This is a genomic window from Pseudomonas syringae, from assembly GCF_023278085.1.
Classification (GTDB): domain Bacteria; phylum Pseudomonadota; class Gammaproteobacteria; order Pseudomonadales; family Pseudomonadaceae; genus Aquipseudomonas; species Aquipseudomonas syringae_Q.
Map to the genome: position 1 here is coordinate 3,874,434 of NZ_CP066265.1, position 26,244 is coordinate 3,900,677.

At 58.5% G+C, this 26,244-nt stretch carries 20 protein-coding genes and 1 pseudogene; 8 read left to right on the forward strand and 13 right to left on the reverse strand.

What is annotated here, in order from left to right:
• Window positions 1-5: 5 nt before the first annotated feature.
• Window positions 6-1,382 (reverse strand): signal recognition particle protein, encoded by a 1,377-nt coding sequence (gene ffh / locus I9H07_RS17260; protein ID WP_024672606.1) that lies wholly within the window; start codon window positions 1,380-1,382, stop codon window positions 6-8.
• Window positions 1,383-1,595: 213 nt separating this feature from the next.
• Between ffh and I9H07_RS17265 the strand changes: the two genes are divergently transcribed.
• The 3 genes from I9H07_RS17265 to I9H07_RS17275 all read left to right on the forward strand — a co-directional run bounded on the left by I9H07_RS17265 (window position 1,596) and on the right by I9H07_RS17275 (window position 5,129).
• Entirely contained in the window at window positions 1,596-2,408 is an 813-nt protein-coding gene (locus I9H07_RS17265) for a cytochrome C assembly family protein (RefSeq protein WP_024672605.1), read from the forward strand.
• Window positions 2,409-2,420: 12 nt separating this feature from the next.
• Window positions 2,421-3,668, forward strand: a complete 1,248-nt coding sequence (locus I9H07_RS17270) for a CNNM domain-containing protein (protein WP_024672604.1) — start codon at window positions 2,421-2,423, stop codon at window positions 3,666-3,668.
• Window positions 3,669-3,818: 150 nt separating this feature from the next.
• On the forward strand, window positions 3,819-5,129 hold the full coding sequence (locus I9H07_RS17275; protein WP_058391534.1) for an MFS transporter: 1,311 nt from the start codon (window positions 3,819-3,821) through the stop codon (window positions 5,127-5,129).
• Window positions 5,130-5,247: 118 nt separating this feature from the next.
• Here I9H07_RS17275 and purT read toward each other — a convergent pair whose 3' ends face one another.
• The 5 genes from purT to I9H07_RS17300 form a co-directional block, all read right to left on the reverse strand.
• Window positions 5,248-6,429, reverse strand: a complete 1,182-nt coding sequence (purT, locus tag I9H07_RS17280; protein WP_058824137.1) for a formate-dependent phosphoribosylglycinamide formyltransferase — start codon at window positions 6,427-6,429, stop codon at window positions 5,248-5,250.
• Window positions 6,430-6,531: 102 nt separating this feature from the next.
• A complete protein-coding gene (locus tag I9H07_RS17285) occupies window positions 6,532-6,999 on the reverse strand; it encodes a VUT family protein (protein WP_058391533.1) in 468 nt (155 codons plus the stop codon).
• Window positions 7,000-7,262: 263 nt separating this feature from the next.
• Window positions 7,263-7,481 (reverse strand): DUF1289 domain-containing protein, encoded by a 219-nt coding sequence (locus I9H07_RS17290; protein ID WP_024673709.1) that lies wholly within the window; start codon window positions 7,479-7,481, stop codon window positions 7,263-7,265.
• Window positions 7,481-8,005, reverse strand: coding sequence for a gamma carbonic anhydrase family protein (locus I9H07_RS17295; RefSeq protein ID WP_236423869.1), 525 nt, complete (start codon window positions 8,003-8,005; stop codon window positions 7,481-7,483). The genes I9H07_RS17290 and I9H07_RS17295 overlap by 1 nt, the downstream gene beginning before the upstream one ends.
• Before the next feature lie 68 nt (window positions 8,006-8,073).
• Window positions 8,074-8,670: a CoA pyrophosphatase gene (locus tag I9H07_RS17300; RefSeq protein WP_236423871.1), complete on the reverse strand. Its 597-nt coding sequence runs from the start codon at window positions 8,668-8,670 to the stop codon at window positions 8,074-8,076.
• A 151-nt stretch (window positions 8,671-8,821) separates the two neighbouring features.
• On the opposite strand from I9H07_RS17300, the gene I9H07_RS17305 reads away from it, so the two are divergent.
• Window positions 8,822-9,373, forward strand: coding sequence for an NUDIX hydrolase (locus I9H07_RS17305; protein WP_024673706.1), 552 nt, complete (start codon window positions 8,822-8,824; stop codon window positions 9,371-9,373).
• A 204-nt stretch (window positions 9,374-9,577) separates the two neighbouring features.
• Window positions 9,578-9,997: pseudogene (locus I9H07_RS17310) on the forward strand (L,D-transpeptidase family protein); the annotation flags it as partial.
• Between the two features lie 171 nt (window positions 9,998-10,168).
• Here the strand turns inward: I9H07_RS17310 and I9H07_RS17315 are convergent.
• Both I9H07_RS17315 and purL read right to left on the reverse strand, forming a co-directional pair.
• The gene (locus tag I9H07_RS17315) at window positions 10,169-10,480 is read right to left on the reverse strand and encodes a Nif3-like dinuclear metal center hexameric protein (protein WP_024674782.1); all 312 of its coding nucleotides are present in this window, start codon (window positions 10,478-10,480) and stop codon (window positions 10,169-10,171) included.
• A 5-nt stretch (window positions 10,481-10,485) separates the two neighbouring features.
• On the reverse strand, window positions 10,486-14,382 hold the full coding sequence (gene purL, locus I9H07_RS17320) for a phosphoribosylformylglycinamidine synthase (protein WP_024674783.1): 3,897 nt from the start codon (window positions 14,380-14,382) through the stop codon (window positions 10,486-10,488).
• A 212-nt stretch (window positions 14,383-14,594) separates the two neighbouring features.
• Here purL and mltF point away from each other — a divergent pair, with 212 nt between their 5' ends.
• On the forward strand, window positions 14,595-16,085 hold the full coding sequence (gene mltF, locus I9H07_RS17325) for a membrane-bound lytic murein transglycosylase MltF (protein ID WP_080266661.1): 1,491 nt from the start codon (window positions 14,595-14,597) through the stop codon (window positions 16,083-16,085).
• Here mltF and tadA read toward each other — a convergent pair.
• The 3 genes from tadA to I9H07_RS17340 all read right to left on the reverse strand — a co-directional run bounded on the left by tadA (window position 16,082) and on the right by I9H07_RS17340 (window position 18,697).
• Complete coding sequence (gene tadA, locus I9H07_RS17330) at window positions 16,082-16,591, reverse strand: tRNA adenosine(34) deaminase TadA (RefSeq protein WP_024674785.1); 510 nt, start codon at window positions 16,589-16,591, stop codon at window positions 16,082-16,084. The two genes, mltF and tadA, sit on opposite strands and share 4 nt — an antisense overlap.
• Complete coding sequence (locus I9H07_RS17335) at window positions 16,591-17,964, reverse strand: multicopper oxidase family protein (RefSeq protein WP_024674786.1); 1,374 nt, start codon at window positions 17,962-17,964, stop codon at window positions 16,591-16,593. The genes tadA and I9H07_RS17335 overlap by 1 nt, the downstream gene beginning before the upstream one ends.
• Window positions 17,965-18,124: 160 nt before the next feature.
• Window positions 18,125-18,697 carry a TetR/AcrR family transcriptional regulator gene (locus I9H07_RS17340; protein ID WP_024674787.1) on the reverse strand — a complete coding sequence of 191 codons (573 nt, stop codon included), beginning with the start codon at window positions 18,695-18,697 and terminating at the stop codon, window positions 18,125-18,127.
• Between the two features lie 150 nt (window positions 18,698-18,847).
• Between I9H07_RS17340 and I9H07_RS17345 the strand changes: the two genes are divergently transcribed.
• Together I9H07_RS17345 and I9H07_RS17350 are read left to right on the forward strand one after the other, a co-directional pair.
• A complete protein-coding gene (locus I9H07_RS17345) occupies window positions 18,848-19,549 on the forward strand; it encodes a glutathione S-transferase (RefSeq protein ID WP_058824142.1) in 702 nt (233 codons plus the stop codon).
• A 302-nt stretch (window positions 19,550-19,851) separates the two neighbouring features.
• Complete coding sequence (locus I9H07_RS17350) at window positions 19,852-23,625, forward strand: hypothetical protein (RefSeq protein ID WP_236424998.1); 3,774 nt, start codon at window positions 19,852-19,854, stop codon at window positions 23,623-23,625.
• Window positions 23,626-23,740: 115 nt separating this feature from the next.
• On the opposite strand, the gene I9H07_RS17355 is transcribed toward I9H07_RS17350, so the two are convergent.
• Both I9H07_RS17355 and I9H07_RS17360 read right to left on the reverse strand, forming a co-directional pair.
• Window positions 23,741-24,877, reverse strand: a complete 1,137-nt coding sequence (locus I9H07_RS17355) for an eCIS core domain-containing protein (protein ID WP_236425000.1) — start codon at window positions 24,875-24,877, stop codon at window positions 23,741-23,743.
• Entirely contained in the window at window positions 24,874-26,241 is a 1,368-nt protein-coding gene (locus I9H07_RS17360; protein ID WP_236425002.1) for an ATP-binding protein, read from the reverse strand. Before I9H07_RS17360 ends, I9H07_RS17355 begins: the two co-directional genes overlap by 4 nt.
• Window positions 26,242-26,244: the final 3 nt, after the last annotated feature.

The window sequence follows — 26,244 nt, forward strand, 5'->3', positions numbered from 1 at the left end:
CTCAATTACATTTTCGGCATGCCGCCGCCGGGGAGCATTCCACCCATGCCGCGCATCATTTTGGCCATTCCGCCCTTGGCGGAGAACTTCTTCATCATCTTCTGCATCTGTTTGTGCTGCTTGATCAGACGCCCGATGTCCTGAACCTGCGTACCCGAGCCCATGGCAATACGACGCTTGCGCGAGCCACTGACCAGATCCGGATCGCGGCGCTCGGCCGGGGTCATTGAGTTGATGATGGCTTCCATCTGCTTGAACTGCTTTTCAGCGGCGCCCTGGGCATTGCCCATTTGCGACAGATTGACACCACCGATGCTCGGCAGCTTGTCCATCAGGCCACCAAGGCCGCCCATGTTCTTCATCTGCTGCAATTGATCGCGGAAGTCTTCGAGATCGAAGCCTTTGCCCTTCTTGAGCTTTTTCGCGAGTTTGTCGGCCTTGTCCTTGTCGAGGGTCTGTTCAGCCTGCTCGATCAGGCTGAGCACATCGCCCATACCCAGGATTCGCGATGCGATACGGTCCGGGTGAAACGGCTCCAGCGCTTCGCTCTTCTCGCCCATACCGATGAACTTGATCGGCTTGCCGGTAATTGCCCGCACCGACAGCGCCGCGCCGCCTCGCGCATCGCCGTCGACCTTGGTCAGGATCACGCCGGTCAGTGGCAACGCGTCGCCAAAGGCCTTTGCGGTGTTGGCCGCATCCTGGCCGGTCATTGCATCGACCACGAACAGCGTTTCGGCCGGCTTGACCGCAGCGTGCAGCGCCTGGATCTCGCTCATCATCTCGACGTCGATGTGCAGGCGACCCGCAGTATCGACAATGACGACGTCGATGAACTTGAGCTTCGCTTCTTTAATAGCAGCCTGAGCGATCTCGACCGGCTTCTGGCTGATATCGGAGGCAAAGAAGGTGACACCGATGTCATTGGCCAGCGTTTCGAGCTGCTTGATGGCAGCGGGACGGTAAACGTCGACCGACACCACCATCACGGTTTTCTTCTTGCGCTCTTTGAGGAAGCGCGCCAGCTTGCCCGCCGTCGTGGTCTTGCCCGCACCCTGCAGACCCGCCATGAGAATGACGGCCGGAGGCGTAACGTTGAGCACCAGGTCTTCGTTGGCGGCGCCCATCAGGCTTTCGAGTTCGGCCTGGACGATCTTCACGAACGCCTGGCCCGGCGTCAGGCTGCGCGACACCTCGGTGCCGACTGCACGTTCCTTGACGCTGTTGACGAAGTCCTTCACCACCGGCAAGGCGACATCGGCTTCAAGCAACGCCATGCGCACTTCACGCAAGGTGTCCTTGATGTTGTCCTCGTTCAGCTTGGCCTTGCCAGTAACGTGGCGCAGCGTCTGCGAGAGGCGGTCAGTCAGATTTTCAAACATGCGCGATCCTTTCAGGCTCGGGTCGAACCCCGGTTGATGCGGCCCGGCCCGTAATGCAGAAATGGTGCTCGGCGAGCCTGCGGCTTGAGCAGGTCGCGGATTATAGCGAAGACTCTGCCGCACGGACACCACGCATACTGCTTCTGTGGTCTTTCGTGATTCGCCGGTTCTATGCCAAACTCAGCGTCTTTCCAGGCCCGTCCATCAGGATCTATGTTCCCTTTGCCACCCAGCCTGCTCCCCAGCCTCGCCGCCGCCATCATTTATGCCGCTGCGACCGTCTATCAGGGCCTGCGCCTGAGCCAGACCGCCAAGCCCGACAAACGGCTGCTCTGCCTGCTCGGCGCGCTGGCCGTCATCGCGCATGCCATGGGTCTTTACTCCCAGTTGGCGCGACCTGCCGGCCTTGGTCTGGACTTTTTCAATTCAGCCAGCCTGATCGCCGCGTCGGTGATTGCCGTGACCCTGATCGCCACGTCGCGCATTCCGGTGGAAAACCTGCTGGTGCTGCTGTTCCCGCTCGGCATGGTTACTGTCCTGCTGGCGCAGTTCGCGCCCAGCGGCACGGTGCAGCCGATTCAGGAAGAGCCGGGCATCCTCAGTCACATTCTGTTGTCGCTGCTGGCTTACGGCATGTTCACCATTGCCGCCTTTCAGGCCCTGCTGTTGCTGCTGCAGGATTACCGGCTCAAGCACAAGCACCCTTCCGGACTGATCAAGAACTTCCCGCCCCTGCAAACCATGGAAAGCCTGCTGTTCGGCTTCCTCTGGGCGGGCTGGATACTGCTGTCGCTGTCGCTGATCTCCGGCTGGCTGTTCGTTGAAAACCTGTTTGCTCAACATCTGGCGCACAAGACCCTGCTGGCCTGTCTGGCGTGGGTGGTATTCAGTGTGTTGCTGTGGGGACGCAATCGTCTCGGCTGGCGCGGGCACAAGGCCATTCGCTGGACGCTGGGCGGTTTCTGCCTGCTGATGCTGGCCTATTTCGGCAGCAAGCTGGTCCGTGAATTCATTCTGCACATCTGACGGGCTCTGATCATGGATAATCTGCCCATTGGCCCGCTGCTTGGCGTCCTCGCCCTGTTGATTCTCTGGGCCAGCCTGCTAACCGCTGTCGAGGCCGCGCACCACCAGCTCAAAACGATGCGCGCCGCCAGTCGTCCCGAAAAGGCGGCTGCACTGCCTGATCTGGCGTTCAACCTGAACAGCCTGATTCTGGTCAACACCCTGATCAATGTGCTGATCACCGTCATCGCCACGCTGATCGCCGCCAGCTACTGGTTTTATAACGGACCGACCGTCGCATGGCTGGGCACTGTGAGCGTCATGCTGGTGTTCGCCGAATACATCCCGCGCCGCCTTGCAAGCCGCCATCCCGTCGCGACGCTGATGCTGGGTAACGGGGTGCTGCGCATCCCGATGAAGATCGTCTGGCCGCTGGCATTCATTTTCAATCTGATCGCCAAGACCCTGCTGCGCCCCTTCCTCTCGCGCCATGTGCCGCAACAGGATGAGGCCTTCGAAGATGACGCGCAGAAGCCCGCCAGAAAGGAAATCGTGCAGGAACACAACCCGCGAGCCAATGTGCTGTCGGGCATACGTGCGCTGGACAGCATCACCGTCAATGACATTCTGATCCCGCGCAACGAAGTCGACGGCGTCAACCTTGACGACTCGATCGAGCTGATCATCGAGCGCCTGATCATATCCCGCCACACTCGCCTGCCGGTCTATCACAACGATATCAATCAGGTGCAAGGCGTCATCAATACCCGCGACATCAGCCACCTGCTGCCCAAGGCGACCCTGACCAAAGAGCAGTTGCTGGCGGTTTGCTACGAGCCTTACTTCGTGCCGGAAAGCACTCCGCTGCAACTGCAATTGCTGAATTTTCACAAGCAGCAGCGGCGCCTGGGTGTCGTGGTGGATGAATACGGTGAGGTACTGGGTATCGTCACTCTGGAAGACATTCTCGAAGAAATTGTCGGGGAGTTTGAAAACGAGCAGAAACTGGACAACCCTCACGTCAAACGCCAGGAAGACGGCCGTCTTGAAGTGGAAGGTGCCGCCTCCATTCGCGAGTTGAACAAGAGCCTTGGCTGGCACCTGCCGTGCGACGGGCCAAAGACCCTCAATGGCCTGGTCACCGAAGCGCTGGAGACCATCCCCGAAGCGGCGGTCTGCCTGAAGATCGGGCCTTATAGGCTGGAGATTCTGGAGACAGAGGAAAACCGCGTCACGCGTGTGGCCATGTGGCATAACACCCTGGTCCAGACCTTCAAATAGCCTCTGCCTTCATACCTCTCTGCCTCCGCTACCATTGCCTGTCAGCCCATTCGGGTTACTCTTCTCAGTGCAGCCCCCACAATCACAATAATGATCGCTCGCCGGTGCACGCTTCAGGCTGACCGGCGAAATGACCGTCAGGGAATCCGCATGACCAGCACTCCTCTCTCTGCTGTAGACAACGAGGCGCCCGCAAAACCGGCGAACTCGGCCACCCGCGTCGCCACCGCCAGCTTTATCGGTACAGCCATCGAGTTCTACGACTTCTACGTCTATGCGACTGCCGCCGCGCTGGTGATCGGCCCGGTCTTTTTCCCACAGACCTCAGGCACCGCACAAATGCTGTCGTCGTTCCTGACCTTCGGCATTGCCTTTCTCGCCCGCCCGCTGGGTTCGGCGCTGTTCGGCCATTTCGGTGACAGGGTCGGGCGTAAGTCGACGCTGGTGGCTTCGCTGCTGTTGATGGGCGTGTGTACCACGTTGATCGGCGTGCTGCCCGGTTATGCCACGATCGGCGCGTGGGCACCGATTCTGCTCTGCGTGCTGCGTTTTGGTCAGGGGCTTGGGCTTGGTGGCGAATGGGGTGGCGCTGCCCTGTTGGCCACCGAGAATGCGCCCAAGGGCAAACGCGGCTGGTACGGCATGTTTCCGCAACTGGGGCCCTCGATCGGCTTTCTGGCGGCCAATGGACTGTTTCTGGCGCTGGCGATAACCCTCGACGACGAACAATTTCGCTCGTGGGGCTGGCGAATCCCGTTCCTGCTCAGCGCAGTGCTGGTCATGGTCGGGCTGTACGTACGCCTGAAACTGGAGGAGACCCCGGTGTTCGCCAAGGCCATGGCGCGCCATGAGCGTGTCAGCCTGCCGATCGTTGAAACTTTCAGCCAGCACTGGAAGCCCATGCTGCTGGGTGCCGCCTCGATGGTGGTCTGTTACGCGCTGTTCTATATCTCGACCGTATTCTCGCTGAGCTACGGCGTGTCCACGCTGGGCTACACCCGCGAGACCTTCCTCGGGCTGCTGTGTGTTGCAGTGCTGTTCATGGCGGCCGCCACACCGATGGCGGCACTGGCAAGCGACCGGTTCGGACGCAAACCCGTGTTGATTGTCGGCGGCGTGCTGGCGATGCTCTCAGGCTTCACCATGGAACCGCTGCTGACCCATGGCAGCACGTGGGCGGTGGCGCTATTCCTGTGCATTGAGTTGTTTCTGATGGGCATCACCTTCGCCCCGATGGGCGCGCTGCTGCCAGAACTGTTCCCCACGCAAGTGCGCTACACCGGCGCTTCGGCAGCCTATAACCTGGGCGGAATCGTTGGCGCTTCGGTCGCCCCCTTCTTCGCCCAGAAACTGGTAGCGATGGGCGGCTTGAGCTGGGTGGGCGGGTATGTTTCAGCAGCGGCGCTGATCAGCGTGCTGGCCGTGTTGAGCCTGAAGGAGACGAGAGGCAGAGAGTTATAGGCCTCAAGCTGCAAGCTGCAAGCTGCAAGCTGCAAGCTGCAAGCTGCAAGCTGCAAGCTGCAAGCTGCAAGCTGCAAGAATAAGCATGGCGCTCTTTCTTGAAGCTTGCAGCTAAAACCTACAGCTCGACTTTGACCGCTTGAGCGGCTCGGGTCGCTTTGGCGCGTGCGGCCTCGATGGATTCATCGCGGGCCAGGGCGACGCCCATGCGGCGCTGACCGTTGACTTCCGGCTTGCCGAACAGGCGCAGTGCGGTGTCCGGCTCCGCCAGAGCAGCACCCAGGTTGGCGAAAGCGGTCTGAGTAGACTGGCCTTCGACCAGAATCACTGCCGATGCAGACGGGCCGAACTGGCGGATCAACGGAATCGGCAGGCCCAGAATCGCGCGAGCGTGCAGGGCAAACTGCGACAGGTCCTGAGAAATCAGGGTGACCAGGCCGGTGTCATGCGGGCGCGGCGAGACTTCGCTGAACCACACCTGATCGCCTTTGATGAACAGCTCGACACCAAACATTCCGCGACCGCCCAGCGCCTCGGTCACCGCTTTGGCAACGCGCTCGGACTCGGCCAATGCGACCGGGCTCATGGCTTGTGGCTGCCAGGATTCCTGATAATCACCCTTCTCCTGACGATGGCCGACCGGCGCGCAGAAGGTGGTGCCGCCGATATGTCGCACGGTCAGCAAGGTGATTTCGTAATCGAAGTCGATGAAGCCCTCGACGATCACCCGCCCCTTGCCGGCGCGGCCGCCTTCCTGAGCATAATCCCAGGCTTTCTGTACGTCGTCGGTGCTCTTGAGCAGGCTCTGCCCTTTGCCCGAAGAACTCATGACCGGTTTCACCACACACGGGAAACCGAGGTCTTCAACGGCTTTGCTGTAGGCCTCGAAGGTGTCAGCAAAGTGATACGGCGAGGTCGGCAGCTTCAGCTCTTCCGCAGCCAGACGGCGGATACCTTCACGGTTCATGGTCAACTGTGCAGCACGCGCGGTCGGAATCACCGTGAAGCCTTCGGCCTCAAGTTCCACCAGCGTCGCAGTGGCGATAGCTTCGATTTCCGGGACGATGAAATGCGGCTTTTCAGCCTCGATCACAGCCCGCAGTGCGGCGCCGTCGAGCATGTTGATGACATGACTACGATGGGCGACCTGCATGGCGGGAGCGTTTTCATAACGGTCAACAGCGATCACTTCAACGCCAAGGCGTTGCAGCTCGATCACGACTTCCTTGCCCAATTCGCCGCTGCCGCAGAACAGTACGCGCGTCGCGGTAGGCGACAGTGGAGTTCCGATTTGAGTCATCTCAGGTCCTCGTGAGGCAAATATCAAGCGCCGCTCGCGTCGTGCAAGCAACCGCTGTGGAGAAAGGCGCGCAATTTACCACGAAGCCCGGGCAAACGGGGCTCAGCCGGGGCAAGCGCTATTGCGTGCGCGCCAGGCCATGATCATCCAGACAAGGGTGACACCGGCGAACTTGGAGGCCAGCGCGGTCAGTACGACCGGTGCGGTCAGGGCGTCGATCATGCCAAAGAATATAAAGGTATCCAGAGGAATGCTCAGCGCCGAACTGATCCACAATCGGTCGCGTAGCGGGCGTTTGGTGATGCTGAACACCAGCCAGTCGATACATTCGGATACCGCGAAGGCCGTGGCACTGGCCAGTGCGATGGTCGGGTCACTGGTGATATAAGACAGGACCAGCGCCATCAGCATGGCAACGATAGCGCCATGCCCGAAACGGATCTGCACCATATCGCGCAACACAAACACCAACCCGCCCCACGCGGACCAGATGACGTCCAGATGCGGCGCACTGGAAAACGCAAAGTTGATCAGCACGACGCTGCCGATGTAAGCGATCAGAAAAAGCATGGAGGGTCTGGGCCTGTGCAAGCGAGCGGCAATGATAGCAAACGCGGACAAGAGCCGCGCCCAAGCGAGAACGAAAGCGTTATTCCTGGCGCAGGAAATGCATCGACTGCACCGCCCTATTCGCGAACAAGTTCGCTCCTACAAAAGCTCGCGGGTAACCTGTAGATACTCTGTTCGCGAAAGCGGTATTCCTGACGCAGGAAATGCACCGACTGTCACGTTCTCTTCGCTGGCAATTCTGCTCCTGCAAGGCCATCGGAACATCAACGTGCCCCGCCCACCGTCCACATCAATCCACTGACCCTCGCCCGTTCGTCGCAGAGTCCCAGAACGACACGGCGCTCGTCGTTGCTCATGCGGCTCCACTGAGTAATCTCGCTCACGGTGCGTTGACAGCCGGTGCAAATGTCCTGCTCGTCCAGCGAGCAGATATTGACGCAAGGCGAGCGGACCGGTTTTTCGGGTATCGAGTCGGTACTCATCAATCTTCCTGTACGGCCAGCTCACGGGCGTAGCGCTGGGCGTTGTGTACGTAATGGGCGGCGCTGGCTTCAAGCATTTTCTTCTGCACGTCGGTGAGTTCGCGGACTATCTTGCCCGGCGAGCCCATGACCAGCGAGCCGTCGGGAATGACCTTGCCTTCGCCGATCAGCGAATTGGCGCCGATGATGCAGTACTTGCCGATCCTGGCGCCATTGAGAATGACCGCATTGATACCGATCAGGCTGTAATCGTCGACGCTGCAACCGTGCAGCATGGCATTGTGACCAATGGTTACGCCCCTGCCGATGTGCAGCGGCGAGCCCATGTCGGTATGCATCACCGTGCCGTCCTGGACATTGCTGTTTTCACCGATATGGATCAGTTCATTATCGCCACGCAGCACGGCGTTGAACCAGACACTGGCCCCCGCCTCCAGCCTGACTTTGCCGATCAGCAGCGCATTGGGTGCAACCCAGCTCTGCGGGTCGGTCTGGACGCGGGAATCCCCCAGGCGGTATTTCATGCAGACTCCTCAGGCGGGCGCTGTCAATGGACGAGAATAATGGACACGAATATTTATGGCCAGGCTGCTCAGGTAGTCGAGCGCTCTGGAGGATGATGCAGGCTGATGTTGGTGCCGTACAGCACGTTGACCAGCTCGACGATCATGATCGCGGTCAATCCCCAGATCTTGTACTCGCCATAACGATAACTGGGCACGTACCAGCTGCGCCCTTCGTAATCAATGCGATGGGTATGTTCACGTGTGTCCTGACGAAAGAACTCCAGCGGAACGCTGAACACCGCGGCGATCTCGCCATCATTCGGGCGATATTCGACGAAATCCGGGATCACCCCTACATAGGGCGTGACCTTGATGCCGTGCTTGGAGATCAACGGGCTCAGCGGACCGATGATTTCGACCAGTCCCGGCGGCAGGCCGATTTCCTCTTCAGCCTCGCGCAGAGCCGTGAAAATCAGATCCGGATCGCCAGGGTCGCGACGGCCGCCAGGGAACGCCACCTCACCACCATGCGTGGACAGGCCGCTGGCGCGCAGGGTCAGGATCAGCTCGGGTTGATCGCTGCGCGTGACAGGGACCAGCACGGCGGCCTCGGGAAAGCGTCGATCCGAGTCGAGGGTCTCTGGCGTATGACTGACTACACGGCGAAGTAGCTCATCCAGCATGGCGAATCTCGATCTGTTGCCTGTCTGGCATCATGCACCAAAAGCAACGCTGCGCCCAACCCCTTGCAGGACAACTCATACCATCCGAAGGGTTGCCGAGCCGCCGTACGACAGGCCAAGATAGCGCCTGCGTTCACCATTGAATGAAACCATGAAATTTTGCAGCCAGTGCGGCAACCCGGTTATCCAGCGTATTCCTGAAGGCGACAGTCGGCTGCGGTATGTCTGCGAGCATTGCCATACCATTCATTACCAGAACCCGAACATTGTCGCGGGCTGCCTGGTGACACTTGGCGACCAGATTTTATTGTGTCGCCGGGCCATCGAGCCGCGCCTGGGCTTCTGGACGTTACCGGCCGGTTTCATGGAAAACGGTGAAACCATCGAACAGGCCGCGCGCCGCGAAACCATCGAAGAGGCCTGCGCTACGCTCACTGACCTGCACCTGTATACAATGATCGACGTGCCGCACATCAATCAGGTGCATGTGTTCTACAGGGCGGAAATGGCGTCGGCCGAATTTGCCGCGGGTGTCGAGAGCCTCGAAGTGCAGCTATTCGACGAGGCCGACATTCCGTGGTCCGACCTGGCGTTCATGACGGTCAGGCGCACGCTGGAGTGCTTTTTTGCCGATCGGCGTCAACAGGTCTACCCGGTTCACACCAGCGCCCTGCCCCCGTCAAGGCCGCTGCTGGACACCTGAATTTCTGAGACGCAAACAACATCGGCGCTTTTTATAACAAGGGCCGTCAGGAAAATCGTAATGCGCTGGTTGCTCGCCTTCTTCTGCCTGTCATTCGTACCGCTGTCGCAGGCTGCGTTCACGCAGACCATAGTGCCCAAAGGCAGCGAACAGAAAATCATCAACAATAAAGTCATCAACACTGAAAGCATTGCCAGCAAGAAGATCGACAAAGTGCTGGTGCTCAAATCTGCGCGCCAATTGCAGTTGATCAGTGGCGGCGAAGCGCTCAAGACTTATCGCATCTCGCTGGGCAAAAACCCTAAAGGCACCAAACTGCAGGAAGGCGACCAGCGCACGCCGGAAGGTTTTTACTGGCTCGACTGGCGCAAGCCCAGTAACAACTACAACCTGTCGATGCACATTTCCTACCCGAACATCACCGACGCGGCGCGTTCGCGAAGGGAAGGCGTCAAACCGGGCAGCATGATCATGATTCACGGCACGCCGGTGGACGAGGAATATCCAGAATGGTACTTCCACACACTGGACTGGACCAACGGCTGCATTGCGATGAAAAACAACGACATGCGGGAAGTCTGGGATCTGGTGAAAGACGGGACAATGATCGAAATTCGGCCTTGATCATTGCAGCGGGTCAACGCGCTAAGACGCGTAGTCAAGATCGGACGCAGAGCGTCCAGAACGGCATGCCGACGCGGAGCGTCGCACGATAGTTGAGATTATGATCATCGTCCCCACGCTCCAGCGTGGGGACGCATTTCCGGACGCTCCGCGTCCAGCCTTGGAGGCGATTCAGAAATCTTCCAGCCGCCACACTTCATAAGCGGGCGTTTCGTAGGGATGGCTCTGCTTGAGAGCCACCACAACGGGCTGGATAAGGTCATCGGCCACAACCAGCTCGACTTTCCATTCTTGCACCTGCTCGACCACTCCTGTCTGCCCGAGAAATGGCTGACTGCCATCCAGCGGGCGGAACTGGCCGTGGCCGAGCACTTGCCATGTGCATTGGTCGTAAGCGCCGATTCGCCCTGCTCCAGCAGCGAATACGGCGCTCTTGACCTGGTCCACATGGCTCGGCGGAACAAAGAACGCGAGCTTGTACATGCGCCTTAGTTAACCCAGGCCCGCGCATTGCGGAACATGCGCATCCAGGCAGCATCTTCGTTCCAGTCTTCAGGGCGCCACGAGTTCTGCACGGCGCGGAACACCCGCTCCGGGTGCGGCATCATGATGGTCACGCGACCGTCGAGGGTGGTCATGCCGCCAATACCACGCGGTGAACCGTTCGGGTTGGCCGGGTAACGTTCAGTGACCTTGCCGTGGTTATCCACGAAACGCAGCGCCACAGTGCCGGACACATCCGCCTCGAGCAGCGCATCGTCATTGCGGAACTCGGCATGGCCTTCGCCGTGCGCGATGGCGATTGGCATGCGCGAACCGGCCATGCCTTGCAGGAAGATCGACGCCGACTCCTGAACCTGGACCATCGCCACACGGGCTTCGAACTGCTCGGAACGGTTACGCACGAAGTGCGGCCAGAACTCGCTGCCCGGAATCAGTTCGTGCAGGTTGGACAACATCTGGCAACCGTTGCACACGCCCAGCGTGAAGCTGTCGGAGCGCTCGAAAAAGCCCTGGAACGCATCGCGGGCACGGCTGTTGAACAAGGCCGACTTGGCCCAGCCTTCACCGGCACCCAGCACGTCGCCATACGAGAAGCCACCGCAGGCAACCATGCCCTTGAAGTCGTTCAGGTCGACACGACCGGCCAGAATGTCGCTCATGTGTACGTCAATCGCGTTGAAACCGGCGCGATCAAAGGCGGCTGCCATCTCGACCTGACCGTTGACGCCCTGCTCGCGCAGCACGGCAACCTGAGGACGCACGCCCGTCTTGATGTAAGGCGCAGCGATATCGTCATTGACGTCGAAGCCCAGCTTGACGGTCAGACCTGGATTGTCCTCTTCCAGCAAGGCATCGAATTCCTGATCAGCGCATTCGGCGTTATCGCGCAGACGCTGGATCTGGTAACTGGTTTCGGCCCATTGACGCTGGAGCAAACGGCGCTGACCGCTGAATACGGGCTCACCAAGGAAGCTGATCGAGACTTCGTCGTTGTTGATCGGCTGACCGATAACCGCGACGCAATCTGCCAGACCGGCTGCGCTGAACTGCGACAGCACCAGCGGCGTGGCATCCTGACGAACCTGGATGACCGCACCCAGCTCTTCGTTGAACAGAATGGCGTTCAGCTCGGAGGCGTTATCCGCCAGACCGTCGAGGTGAAGGTTCAGGCCGCAGTGACCAGCAAAGGCCATTTCCAGTGCGCTGACCAGCAAACCACCGTCGGACCGGTCGTGATAGGAAAGAATATGACCGTCTGCATTGAGGCCCTGAATCACGGCGAAGAAGGCTTTGAGGTCTTCAGCGTCGTCGACGTCCGGTGCAACACGACCCAGTTTGCCATGGGTCTGGGCCAGAATGGAGGCACCCATACGGTTCTGACCACGGCCCAGATCAATCAGGATCAGGTCAGTAATGCCCTTGTCCATGCGCAGTTCCGGGGTCAGGGTCTGGCGAATGTCGACCACGGGCGCGAAGCCGGTCACGATCAGCGACAGCGGCGAGGTCACGCTCTTCTCGGCGCCCTCATCGCTCCAGCGGGTTTTCATGGACATCGAGTCCTTGCCCACCGGGATCGTGATGCCCAACTCTGGACACAGCTCCATGCCGACCGCTTTCACGGTGTCATACAAGCGTGCATCTTCGCCGGGATGGCCAGCCGCCGACATCCAGTTGGCCGACAGTTTGATGTCGGACAGCTTGCCGATGCGCGACGCCGCAATGTTGGTCAGGGTTTCGCCGATCGCCATGCGGCCGGACGCCGGAGCATCCAGCAGTGCCAGCGGGGTGCGCTCGCCCATGGCCATGGCTTCGCCGGTGTTGACGTCGAAGCTGGTCGCGGTCACGGCGCAGTCTGCAACTGGCACCTGCCATGGACCGACCATCTGATCGCGGGCGACCAGACCGGTAATGCTGCGGTCACCGATGGTGATCAGGAAGCTCTTGCTGGCGACCGCCGGGTGACGCAATACGCGCTGTACGCTTTCTTCGATATCCAGCGTGCCCGGATCGAAGTCATCGCCGATCTCTGCCTCACGCTCGACCGAACGGTGCATGCGTGGCGCTTTGCCCAGCAGTACTTCCAGCGGCATGTCCACCGGGCTGTTGCCGAAGTGGCTGTCGGTCACGGTCAGTTGCGGCTCGGCAGTGGCTTCGCCAACCACTGCAAACGGGCAACGCTCGCGCTCGCAAATGGCCTTGAAGCGCTCGTAGTCTTCGACGCCGACCGCCAGCACGTAACGCTCCTGGGATTCGTTGCTCCAGATTTCCAGCGGGGCCATGCCCGGCTCGTCATTGGGTACGTTACGCAACTCGAAACGACCACCCCGATTGCCATCGTTGACCAGTTCGGGGAAGGCGTTGGACAGACCACCGGCACCGACGTCATGGATGAAGCTGATCGGGTTACGGTCGCCCAACTGCCAGCAGCGGTCGATCACTTCCTGGCAACGCCGCTCCATTTCAGGGTTTTCACGCTGAACCGAAGCAAAATCAAGGTCTGCCGAACTGGTGCCGGTCGCCATCGAGGACGCCGCGCCGCCGCCCAGGCCGATCAGCATGGCCGGACCACCCAGCACGATCAGCTTGGAACCGACAGTAATCTCGCCCTTCTGGACGTGATCTTCGCGGATATTGCCCATACCGCCAGCCAGCATGATCGGCTTGTGGTAACCACGTACTTCATCGCCATGCGGCGTGGTAATGGACTGTTCGAAGGTACGGAAGTAGCCAGTCAGCGCCGGACGACCGAACTCGTTGTTGAACGCCGCGCCACCCAGCGGGCCTTCGATCATGATGTCCAGCGCGGTCACGATGCGCTCGGGCTTGCCGTATGGCACTTCCCAAGGCTGCACGAAACCGGGAATCTGCAGGTTGGACACGGTGAAACCGGTCAGGCCAGCCTTTGGTTTCGCACCGCGACCGGTTGCACCTTCGTCACGAATCTCGCCGCCGGAACCAGTCGCTGCGCCAGGAAACGGAGCAATCGCGGTCGGGTGGTTGTGAGTCTCGACCTTCATCAGAATATGCACCGGCTCCTGCACCGCGCCGTACTGGCGGGTTTCAGGGTCCGGGAAGAAACGCCCGGCAACGCTGCCGACGATCACCGAAGCGTTGTCTTTGTAAGCGGACAGCACGCCTTCACTGTGCATCTGATAAGTGTTCTTGATCATGCCGAACAGGCTTTTTTCCTGGCTCTGACCGTCGATATCCCAACTGGCGTTGAAGATCTTGTGACGGCAGTGCTCGGAGTTCGCCTGGGCAAACATCATCAGCTCGATGTCATGCGGGTTGCGCCCCAGACCATTGAAGCTGGTGATCAGGTAATCAATTTCGTCTTCGGCGAGGGCCAGGCCCAGCTCGACGTTGGCTTTTTCCAGCGCGGCACGACCGCCACCCAGGATATCCACCGCCGTCAGCGGCTTGGGCTGAGCGTGACTGAACAGCCCTGCGGCCTGCGCGTGGTCGCCCAAGACAAGCTGAGTCATCCGGTCATGCAGGCTGTCGGCAATCGCCTGAGCCTCGACGTCGCTGAACTGCCCTTCTACATAGAAGGCAATCCCGCGCTCGATGCGCTGGATTTTGCTCAGGCCGCAGTTGCGAGCGATATCGCTGGCCTTGCTCGACCATGGCGAAATGGTGCCAAACCGCGGCAACACCAGAAACAGTCGGCCGCTCGGCTCTTGAACCGGCACACTCGGGCCGTATTTCAAGAGGCGGTCGAGAACCTGCTGTTCTTCGCTAGTCAGAACGTCAGTGACGTCCGCGAAGTGGGCGAATTCGGCGTACAAGCCACTGACAGCTGAAACTTTTTGTTTCAGTTGTTCTAGTAATTTGCTGTGGCGGAAGGCAGAAAGGGCAGGAGCACCGCGCAGGATCAACATCTTCGGGACAGCCTCGAGAAGGGGTGTGCTTTGAGGCCGCGTATTCTAGCCTAAAGCGTGACCTGGATCACCCAAAACGGCAGCATCTCGTGCGCCCGAATGTCGCTTCACCGTAAAAAATGCGACAAATGTCACCAAAAAGCCTTCGCCTATCAGACGCAAGCGTCACTGTCGAGATATGGCGCCCGGTGCGCTTTGCGTATACTGCACCGATGTTCTTCAGACCAGACTTCCGCCCACGTTGCGCCAAGTGGCTCATCGCAACCGGACTCTTCCTGATGCTCGGTGCCTGTGTTGAGAAACCCAACACATTGGAGCGAGTCAAGGAGGACGGCGTACTGCGGGTGATCACTCGTAACAGCCCGGCGACTTATTTTCAGGATCGCAACGGTGAAACCGGCTTCGAATTCGAGCTGGTGAAGCGCTTCGCCGAGGATCTGGGCGTCGAGCTGAAGATCGAGACCGCCGATAACCTGGACGACCTTTTCGACCAGATGAACAAGCCGGGAGGCCCGGTACTCGGGGCTGCAGGCCTGATCGACACGCCAAAACGCAAGCTGCAGGCACGTTTCTCGCACTCTTATCTGCAAGTCACTCCGCAAGTCATCTATCGCAACGGCCAGTCGCGCCCGACCGATCCGGGTGACCTGGTAGGCAAGCGTATTGTGGTCCTCAAGGGCAGCAGCCATGCCGAACAGCTGGCTGCGCTCAAGCTGCAGAACCCCCGTATCGAGTACGAAGAGTCTGACGCGGTCGAGGTCGTTGATCTCCTGCGCATGGTCGATGAGGGGCAGATTGATCTGACTCTGGTCGACTCTAATGAACTGGCAATGAATCAGGTGTACTTCCCCAACGTGCGCGTCGCCTTCGATCTGGGCGAAGCCCGGGAACAGCGCTGGGCCGTCGCGCCGGGTGAAGACAACAGCCTGCTCAATGAAATCAACGCTTATCTGGACAAGGTCGAGAAGAACGGCACGCTGCAACGCCTGAAAGACCGCTACTACGGCCATGTCGATGTGCTCGGCTACGTCGGCGCCTACACCTTCGCCCAGCATTTGCAGGAGCGCCTGCCCAAATACGAGAAGCATTTCCAGACATCGGCCAAGACAGAACAGGTCGACTGGAGGCTGCTGGCCGCTATCGGCTATCAGGAATCAATGTGGCAACCGGCCGTCACCTCGAAAACCGGCGTGCGCGGCTTGATGATGCTGACCCAGAACACGGCGCAAGCCATGGGCGTCACCAATCGTCTCGATGCCCGACAAAGCATTCAGGGTGGAGCAAAGTACTTTGCCTACGTAAAGGATCAGCTGGATGACAAGATTCAAGAGCCGGATCGTACATGGCTTGCCCTCGCGTCCTACAACATTGGCGGAGGCCATCTTGAAGATGCGCGCAAACTGGCGGAAAACGAGGGGCTAAACCCGAATAAATGGCTGGACGTGAAAAAAATGCTGCCGCGTCTGGCGCAGAAGAAGTGGTACAGCAAAACCCGATATGGTTATGCCCGAGGCGGCGAACCGGTGCACTTTGTCGCCAACATCCGTCGTTATTACGACATCCTGACCTGGGTCACACAGCCGCAACTTGAAGGCAGTCAGGTTGCCGATGGCAATCTGCACGTGCCGGGTGTCGATAAAACCCAGCCAGCGCCTACGCCTGGCCCCGAACCCGCCAGCAGTCCGGAAAAACCGGCACTTTAAGCGTCGCCTTTGGCCTTGCCTGCCTCTTTGGCCGCGCGGCGCATCCTGAAAAACTCGCTCAGCATCGCCCCGCACTCCTCGCCCAATACACCGCCCTCAAACAGCACGCGATGATTGAGAAAGCCCTGGCTGAAAAACTGCCCCTGGCTCTGGACTATGCCTGCCTTGGGTTCAAGCGCGCCGTAGACCACACGCGCCACCCGCGAATGCACGATCAAACCGGCGCACATGCTGCACGGCTCCAGCGTCACATACAGCGTACTGCCCGGCAGTCGGTAATTGTCCAGCGCCTTGGCGGCATCACGAATTGCCACCATCTCGGCATGCGCACTGGGGTCGCTGGCGCTGATCGGGCAATTGTAACCACGACCGATGATCTCGCCGTTCTGCACCACCACTGCGCCGACCGGCACTTCGCCCAGCAACGCGCCCTGAGCCGCAAGCGCCAGCGCTTCCCGCATAAAGTGCTGATCATGGCTGCGGTCGATGATCTGCGGTTGCCTCATCACGACACCTCGATGGCAGCCATGAGGCCGGTTTCCATGTGATCGATCACATGGCAGTGAAACATCCACACACCCGGGTTATCCGCCACCAGTGCAACGCGGGCCCGCTCATTGCGTCCCAGCAGAAAGGTATCGGTAAAGTACGGGATGATCTTGCGCCGATTGGACGCGATCACCTTGAAACTCATGCCGTGCAGATGAATCGGGTGTTGATACTGGGTCATGTTCTTCAATTCGAAGATATAACTCTTGCCCAGCGTCAATTTGGCGATAGGTCGGTCGGCGCAGGTCTTGTCGGTAATGTCCCAGGCCACACCGTTGATCTGCCACAGACTCGGTGGCTTGCCGTTGTCGGTGTTGACCGACATCGAGCCGACCCACTCGAAGTTGAAATTGATCTTCTCAGCATTATCCAGATCCGGCTCGGCCACCGGATTGGCGGGCAATTCAGGCGGCCACTGCCCCGGCGCGTCGTTATTGGCGACCGAACGGAACGTCCCCAGACGCACCGGGCCATTACGCAACGAAATTTCCTCGCCCGCAGGCGGCGCCTTGATCGCCAGACAGAGGCGCATACCCGGCCCCAGCCAGTATTCGTCGCCGAACGGCCGGGGCTTGACCGGGTTGCCGTCCAGCGCATAAATCTGCGCCTCGGCGTCCGGCAGGTTGAGGCGATAGGTCACGGTATTGTCGAGATTGAGCAAACGCACCCGGGTAATCTGCCCGGCCGGCAGCTCAATGACCGCCTGAGGAACACCGTTCAGCGTCGAAAGCCGACCCGCCGTGCCTTCTCGCGCCGCCTCGCGCAGCACGCTGAACTCGGTAAAAGCGCCCTCTTCATCCACATGCCAGCTCTTTAGACTGACCGTGCGCTCATAGGCAAAACCGGTCGGCTCACGCTCTTCCACAATCAACGGCCCGACCAGCCCGCGTCCCAACTCTTCGCTACTGCTGACGTGCGGGTGATACCAGTAACTGCCAGCGTCCGGCACACGAAACTTGTAATCGAAATACTCGCCCGGCTTGACCGGCAACTGCGAAACGTACGGCACGCCGTCCATCTCCAACGGCAACCGGATGCCGTGCCAGTGAATAGTCGTCTCGACCGGCAATTGATTGATGAAGCGCAACCGCAGCCACTCGCCCTGCCGGACGCGCAACTCTGTACCCGGAGCAGAACCGCCGAATGCCCAGGCAGGTGTCTTGTGACCCGATACCAGCTCTATATCCAGCGGCGCAGCGATCAGCACGAAATCCGACCCCGCTTCTGACTCGCGGCGCCCCATCCAGTAACGCGAGGCACCGCCCGCGCCCAAGCCGACTACGGCAAGACCGGCAATGCCTGTGAGGATTTGGCGACGGGTGAAAGACATGAACGGCGGGACCTCTGATACGAAAACGGAAGGCATCTGCAGGCAGATGCGCGGGGCGAATACGATACACCTGCATTTGCGGAAAGATAAGAATCAATTGCGGAGACCGGAGCTTATTCGAGAGCCATCAAACACCTGCCAGCGTGCGGGAAAATGGTAGTCACGCTGGCGAGGCCGGAATCAGTCCGGCTTCACGGTAGCTCAGTATCAGCTCGTCAAACAGACCAATGTCCAGTCGAGTCCGGGCAATCAATTGCGCACCCGCAACAGCGGTGTAGATAGCGCTGGCCCGCCTCTCGCAATGTTCCAGGCTGCCCAGCCCTACGTCTGCCAGCACTTGCGTCAGCCACTTCACATTGATGTCGGCGAACGCCCTTACCTCATGCTTGACCTCTTCTGGCAAGTCTTCGTATTCCGCAGCCATGAAACTGGAGAGGCAAAGCCTGTAGCCATCTTCCAGTGATATTCGAAAGATAGACGGGTAGGTTTCCAAGCGACGAACAGGATCAGCGTTCGACTCATTTATCTCCTGCAAGGCCTTCGCGGTGTCCTGCCAGTAGCGTTCAGCGACTGCAGCACCAAGGTCGGCCTTGCTCGGGAAGTGGTAATAGATGCTCGCGTTTTTGACCCCGACCGCTTCCCCGATGCTTCGGAAATTAATGCCGCTGTATCCGTGCCTTTGCGCTGCCACTTTCGCAGCTTCCAGAATTGCCTCTCGGGCGTTCCCCATCATGTTACCTCTGACTACTGACTACAAAACCGACAAAGAGGATTCTACCGGCACCGACACCAACCTGCCAACTGGTAGACAGGGATTGACACGGGAGAAGCATGAGCAGATGCTTTACTCACTTACCTACCAACTGACAGGCAGATAAATTCCATGACAACATCAAATCAGCACCTCGATACAGCCGACGTTCCGATGATGAAGATCCACGACTGGTTCAATGGCCCCTACCCCGCACGTGTGCGGATTGCGTTAGCAGAAAAGGATCTGCTACCGCGAATAGAATTCGTATCGATAAATCTCTGGACAGGCGAGCACAAGAAACCCGAGTTTCTGGCCATCAACTACTCCGGGACGCTGCCTGTGTTGGAACTGGAGGACGGCACGCTGATTGCCGAGTGCACAGCAATCACTCAGTATCTCGACGCGCTCAACGGTGACCCTGTACTCACGGGGCGAACGGCTCTGGAGAAAGGTCTTATCCATATGATGACCAAGCGAGCTGAAATAGAGTTTCTCGACGCGGTCAGCGCTTACTTCCACCACGCAACGCCTGGACTAGGGCCACAGGTGGAGATTTGTCAGAACGCCGAGTGGGGCAATCGCATGCGCGACAAGGCAGTCCGGGGAATGCACTACTTCGATAGTGTTCTGAAAAACAGCGCGTTTGTTGCGGGAGAACACTTCTCCATGGCTGATATCGCAGTCTTCGGCGGCATGATTTTCGCCTCGCTGGTCGAACTTCCCGTACCTGATGAATGTGAAGCCCTTCGGGCATGGCATCAAAGCATGCAGGAAAGGCCCAGCGTACAGAAGTGGCAAGCGACGGTAGCGCTTGGCGCTCCTCAAAGCTGAGCGGGACCATCCATTCAGGCCCTTGGATTCCGAGCCACGGGTTCGGGAACTCAGGGCCATTCTGACATTGGTTATCGGGACAGCTGCAAACCTGCCCGGACGACTCCCCAAAGCAGATGTCAGCCCGCATCCCGGCTCACCTGAACAGCCATGACAAAGGCATTATCGCGCCAACCACTATCACAACGTTTCACAACTTTTCACAACGATTTGCAGGTGTTCACAGTAAGAATCGGCGAAGTCCTTTTTTCGCTTTCTTGCGGCCTTGCCTTTCAAGGCTCGCCTTACCTTACGAGGCGCTCATGAACATCACGCCCAAAAACGACGCCCTGCCCCGCGAAGGCCTTGTCGATTTCGAGTCGAAACTGAAGCGCAGCATCGTCTCTGCCAAAAGCACCGAGCAGAAAAACCCCGACCGTACCGCAACCGACAACGAGCAATGGCCGCCCATTGAAGGCACCACTGTTTCGGTCACGGACAAAGGCGACATGCGTTACGAGCGCGATGGGCAAGGCGTTGTGGTCGCAGCCTCGACCAATCCGAAGTTGTATCAGTTTCTTAAACAACTCGATGACCTGAGCCAGTCTCCGGCACAGAAATCGCTGGTCGAAAAAGCCCTCGCCGACGGGACTGCCGTCGCAGATCGAAACACCGAGCTACCTGCCTGGGGCGATATCAAGAACTTTGAATGGCAGGGTCAGCTGGAAACAGCCGAAGTCATTACCTACGTCAAACATGATGGCGAAAAGGTCACCATTTCCAAGGCCCTGACACCACAGCTGTTTGCTGCCGCGCAGCAAATGGGCCTTTCTCGGGTGACCGTAGAGAACCGCGCCGGCAATGAAGGACGTGAAGTGGCAGACGAGAATGTCTATGTTGCAGACCACGACATCATCAGGGCTGGTACCAAGGATGAACTGGGTAACGGCGTGATCGAGTTCGAGAGCCGCGATGGCAAGAAGTATGTGGTCTCCGAATTCCAGAACAAGGAACTGTACGACCGGGTCGCCGACAAGAGCAGTTCCGGGGTACAGGGCGACGTCCAGAAAATCCGTGACGAACACGGCCTGGGCAATCTCGACGAACTGGACATTCTCAGCAAACCCACAGGCGTGAAGTCCGACGAAAAGGACAAGAATTCCGAAGACCTGACTGTGGTCGAACTGGCCACCAAAAACCTGATGGACAAGTACCAGAAGCTGGTCGACGACAAGAAAGTCGACAAGAACAGCGACGTCTACAAACTGGTCATGGCGATTCAGGCCAAGGCCGGCATGGAGAGTGGACGAACCATCACGCCTTATATCGAAGAACCTCGCGGCGCCGAGTCTTGGCGCAGGTTCGACAGCGAAGGCGAAACCCTGACCGACGCTGACATGCAGGACATCCTCAACGGCAATAACATCGATAAAGCGTTAACGGAGCTGTTTGCCAATGGCAATGGCGAGAAAAACAAGATCGGCAAGGAATATCAGGCCGAGATAGACGCGGCCATCGAGAAAGTCAGCGGTGGCGATAAGGAGGCGTTGGCCAAGGATCTGCATGACAAGTTGGTCAGCAGCGAGTTTGTCGACTACCTCGCTGATCTGGATAAGGCCGGTAAAAAGTCCGAAGGACAATCCGATGTAGCCCGCCTGCTTTCCAGTCTGGAACTTCTCGATCCGCAGTTGGCGAAAGACGCTCAGAATGAGCTGCAGAAAAACAGCGTGATGGCTGAAGTCGACAAGTTGATGGCCGACCCCGGCGGCATCCCGGACGAATATAAAGAACTGGCCCTGAAGGACATTTTCTCTGCACTCAAGCAGGGCATCAAAGGCATGGCGGATATCCCGCGCCGTACCCAGGACACGATCGAGAAGTTCATCAACGAGCTGCTACAGGACAAAACCAAGCTCAGCGATTTTTCGGACCAGATGGACAAGGTCAAATCAGGCGAAATAACCCAGGCGCAGTTCGAGGAAAGCCTGGCAGGCAAATACGTGGGTGCCGAAGACAAGGAAGGCTTCAAGAAAGCCATCGGCAAACTTAACCAGAGCGGCGTATTCGGCACCGCTGCGGGCTTTACCTCGCTCGGTGGCGCCATTTACATGTTGACGGCCAAGAACGGCCAGCTCGCGGACGATCCGCTGGAGCGTCTGGCTATCGCCAAGGACTTCATTACCTTCCTGGGCTCCGGCGCGCAGTTTGAAAAGACTGGCATCTTTGATTTGATGACCGGCACCAATACTGCGGAGTTGCTCGGGTTGAGCAAATCCATTCCGGAAATCTGGGGCAAGGAAGGTCTTTGGGGCGACAAGATCGACAAGGCGCAGGCCGAGAACAAAGTGCCCGATGTTGCGGACGGCCTGGAAAACCGGCTGGCCAACGTCTATGAGCTGGCCAACATCAACGCCGGCAATGGCGCCGGCAACGTTATCGATCAGGTCAGCCTGATGCATGACGTCAACAATGTGGGCGGCCTGGAAGAAGGTGCCGGACGCGAATTGCTTGATGACATGGTCGTACGGGCAGGCGGCCAGCCACCGGATGACTACGCGAGCTATCGCAGCCTGAGCGAACTCTCCAGAGATCTGAACCTCAACATCAGCCAGGAAAACGTCGCCGCGAGTATTAACAGCCAACGCTCGGCGAACAACCAACCGCCGCTGGCCGCAGACGATGTACAAGCACTGGCGACGGACGTGGAACGCGCCGCCAACATACCGGCCCCCGCATCGACCACAAGTTCGGGAAATTCAATCTACACGGATGCGGTCTCATCGCTTTACGAGGACGCCGTCGAATACTTCATCGACCGAGACATAGCCCCGCCCAGTCGAGAAGCTTTCGCCGCCGGTATCGAAGACCAGCTACAGCGCAACGGCCAGCCCGTGCCGGCAGACAATGAGCGGGTCAACCTGGGGGATGCGCTTGGCGATGCCGACCTGGACCGTGACTCGATCAATGTCATGTTCGAGCACGACAATCGCCCGCCTCCCGCCGATGATGTGCTCGAGGGTATGCGAACCTCGTTGAATCAAGCCATCAACACCCCCTTGCCGGGCAGCAGCGGGGCCAGCTTGATAGATGCCGGGAGCATCGCGGAAAATATTGACGGCATAGGCGGTGCAGACGCACCGAAAGTCCCCGGCGTGGGTGCGCGAGTCGCGGGTTCGGTGGTCAAAGTCCTCGGCGTAGCGCCGGACATCATGAGCATCGCCGATATCGTCATGGGCGGGATTTCAATCAAGAATGGCATCAAGACCGGCAACGACCTGGAGATAGCCAACGGCAGCCTGCAGATCGTCTCAGGCGTTGCGGGCACTGCCGCGGGCGTCATCGGAACTGCGGGTTTGATTGGCACTATCGGTGCCCTCGCCGGTGCAACCGCACCGTTGTTCCTGGTGACCGCAGGTCTCGGGATCATCACCGGCATCATCAGCGTGTTCGTCGATCATCAGAAGAAACAAAAGGCGACCGATAAGGAAGGCCAGTGGTTCAAGGACCAGGCCGAACTGGGCTTCGCGCAGGACGACTGGGGCGACAAACTGGAATACGGGCGCTACAGCTTCTACGAATACGAAGGCCGGGATGCACCGACGGACCAGAGCATCTTTGATTACCAGACCGAAGAGTGGAAACACTTCCAGGAAACCCCGCAGGACCAAGGCTCGTCAATGATTCGTCTGGACGAAAGCTCGCACAAGGACAAAAACGGCATCGTCGGCGAGAACACCAACGGCTTGCCCATGGACGTTTACAACAAGGCGTATTACGACGCGCACAAGGAAGAAATCGAAACCCTCCGTGAAAAGTGGGACGAGTGGAACGGCAAGGACGATATCGTCAGCAAGAAAGACTTCGAGAAGATTCTGAGTAGTGGCAACGAGAAGGAAAAAGCTGCCGCCGAGTTTATTCTGAATGACCAAGGCTTTTTCGACTTGCTGGATAACCTCTGGAAGAAGGACAAGCGCGATACGAAGGTCAGCACCGATGATCTGGATACCTGGCTTAAGTTGATTGATGTGATGGACAGGACACCGGGTGAGACGGTGTTTTATGAGAAGCCGGAGTCGAATGTTTTTCGGGGCAGGTGAGGTTTTGATTGATCGGAGGGGGCCGCTTCTGCTGGATGAATGAAAGACCAGTAGGGCGGTGATTGAATGCGCGCAGAGTGGGAGGGATTTTCCAGCCCCCGTTGTAACGCCATACTCAATGAATTTCCCCCGTAATCTGGCCATGAATCTTATCTATTACCTGATCACTGTGACTCCCTCCATCCATGACCACTACTCCACCCGACCGATGAGTAATACCATGCGGCCTGCCGTTCTTCCCGTTACTTGTTTCTACGTGAAAATAACCAGCCTTCGCCTGCAGCCCTCCGTTATAAGACGAAAGATTCTCGACAATACTTTTCTTATCCTTTGTTGATTTCAGATCACTGCGGAACTTTTCCGAATCTGCTTGATTTTCAAAAAAATAATCGACATGCCCATCATTATTGATTTTTGCAAGCGGCCCGCTCGAGTGCTGTTGCCTGAGACGTCCACTTTTAGCATGACCTTCCGTATTAAAATAAAGGGTAGGCAGTCTATCTGGTGCCTGTGTCGAAAACTTGTGATTATTCTGGCTAAAGAGTTTGCCCTCCCCCTCCTCACTAGCAACTCTTTTCGTTTCAATTTCTGCGGCTTTAAGTGCGTTGAAAACTTTACCACTTTCAAAATGATGAAGCGTGGGGGATGCTTCCCAGGCAGCAAGAATAGCTGTTTCTGTCGGAGAAAAATTATATTCCGCTACTAGCTGCTCAAAGTTTAATTCCCCTTCAGTCACCACACGTTGAACAATAGTCGGCCCTGACGCCGCGTTGAAAAACAGATTGTTCTTTTCTGATTTAACCTTCTGCTGCAAAACCCTTCCCCCCATCACATCCGCCTCCCGCTCCAATCCCCCATCATCATTGATATTCACGCCGCCCTTCATCTGCATCGTAGGCCTTACCCGCCCCTGTGCCTGCTGCACCACATGCCAAGCCTCATGCGGCAAGTGCTTTTCCTGCCCAGGTGCCAGGTGGATCTGGCTGCCCTGGGCGTAGGCATGGGCGTTCAATTGTGCGGGTTTGTCGGAGTTGAAGTGAACGCGCACGTGGTCCATGTTCATGCCAGACAGGTGTTCGATACCGTTTTTGAGCGGGTCGGGCATGCCGGTGCGATTGGGTGTCGGGGCTGCTTTGGCCTGGACGGGTGATGTGCGATTGTCCTGTAACACCGCAGCGCTCTGGCGTTGCTGGGTAGCTGCAGGGGCTGCGCTGTCGGCGCTTTTCTTGCTTGGGGGGGCGAGTTCGCTCATGAGGCATGGCTCCTGATTTGCACGGTCTTGTTGTCTTTGCGCAGTTCGCGTTTGATGCCTTCAATCAGGTCGCCGTGGCCCACGCAGCGGCTATTACGGCTGATGGCGCTGAGCGCGCAGTGGCGCAGCACGTTGATGATCGCTCCACCCGCCAGCTCGTGATGCCGGGCCAGTTGCCGGAGGTCGACATCAGCTTCCAGTTCGCAGATGCCGTCGAAGGCGTTTTCCCACAGTTGTAAACGTTGCGCCTCCGAAGGCATGGTGAAGTGGACCATGGACTGAAAGCGCCGGGTGAACGCTTCGTCCATGTTCGACTTGAGGTTGGTGGCCAGGATCACGGTGCCGGGAAAGTCTTCGATACGCTGCAGCAGGTAACCGGTTTGCTGGTTGGCGTGGCGGTCGTTGGAGGTCGAGGCTGCCGTGCGCTTGCCAAACAGCGCATCGGCTTCGTCGAAGAACAGAATCCAGTCTTTATAGCTGGCAGCATCGAACACCTTGCCGAGGTTTTTTTCGGTTTCGCCGATGTATTTGGAAACCACCATCGACAGATCGACGCGGTACACCTCGCGCCCGCTGGTCTTGCCCAACAGGGCGGCGGTGAGGGTTTTGCCGGTGCCGGGCGGGCCATAAAACACTGTACGGAAACCCGGTTTGACCTTGTTCGCCAGCCCCCAGTCCTGCATCAGTGTCTGGCCATGGGCAAGCCACGCACGGATTTCTTCCACTTGCGCACGCACGTTGTAATCCAGCACCAGGTCTTTCCAGTTCAGCGGTGTGCTGATCGGGCTGGCGGGAAATGCCGGGCTCAGCTCCGGCCGTACCTGTTCGCCGGTCAATAAATAATGCAGCCACTGCTCCGACAGGCTCAGTACCCCCGACAGCGGCGGCTGTTTGTCGTCGCTGCGTTCGAGGCCGATCAGCTGCTCGGCAGCGAACCGATGCTGCGGAGCCAGAATTCGCAGCGCGTCCAGGCGCCTGACAGGCTGGTTGGCGCTGAGCAGAAACACCAGCGTCTGTCCGGTTGGCAGGAAGCCATTGAAGCTCTGCCCGGTAAGGCCACCGAACTCGCTGAAACTGCGCCCGGTCAAGGCATTGATCCCGAAAAACGTATCCAGGGCATCAGGCCGCAAATGCGGAGCCAGCGCCAAAGCCAGGGTCAGGCGCTCATGGGTGCCGAGCTGCCAGGCCAGTACCTGTTGCGCGTAAATGCTCTGTTCAGGCTCCAGATCAGGCGGCAGGATTTCCTCGCGCAGGGCTTCATGGCCATCCTGTTTCAGATAGCAAGCCACCACCTGTCTGATGATCGAACTCAGCCAGTCCAGTTCCCGGTACAGGGCGTTGAGGTTCTGCGTGTGCTCGGGCATGGC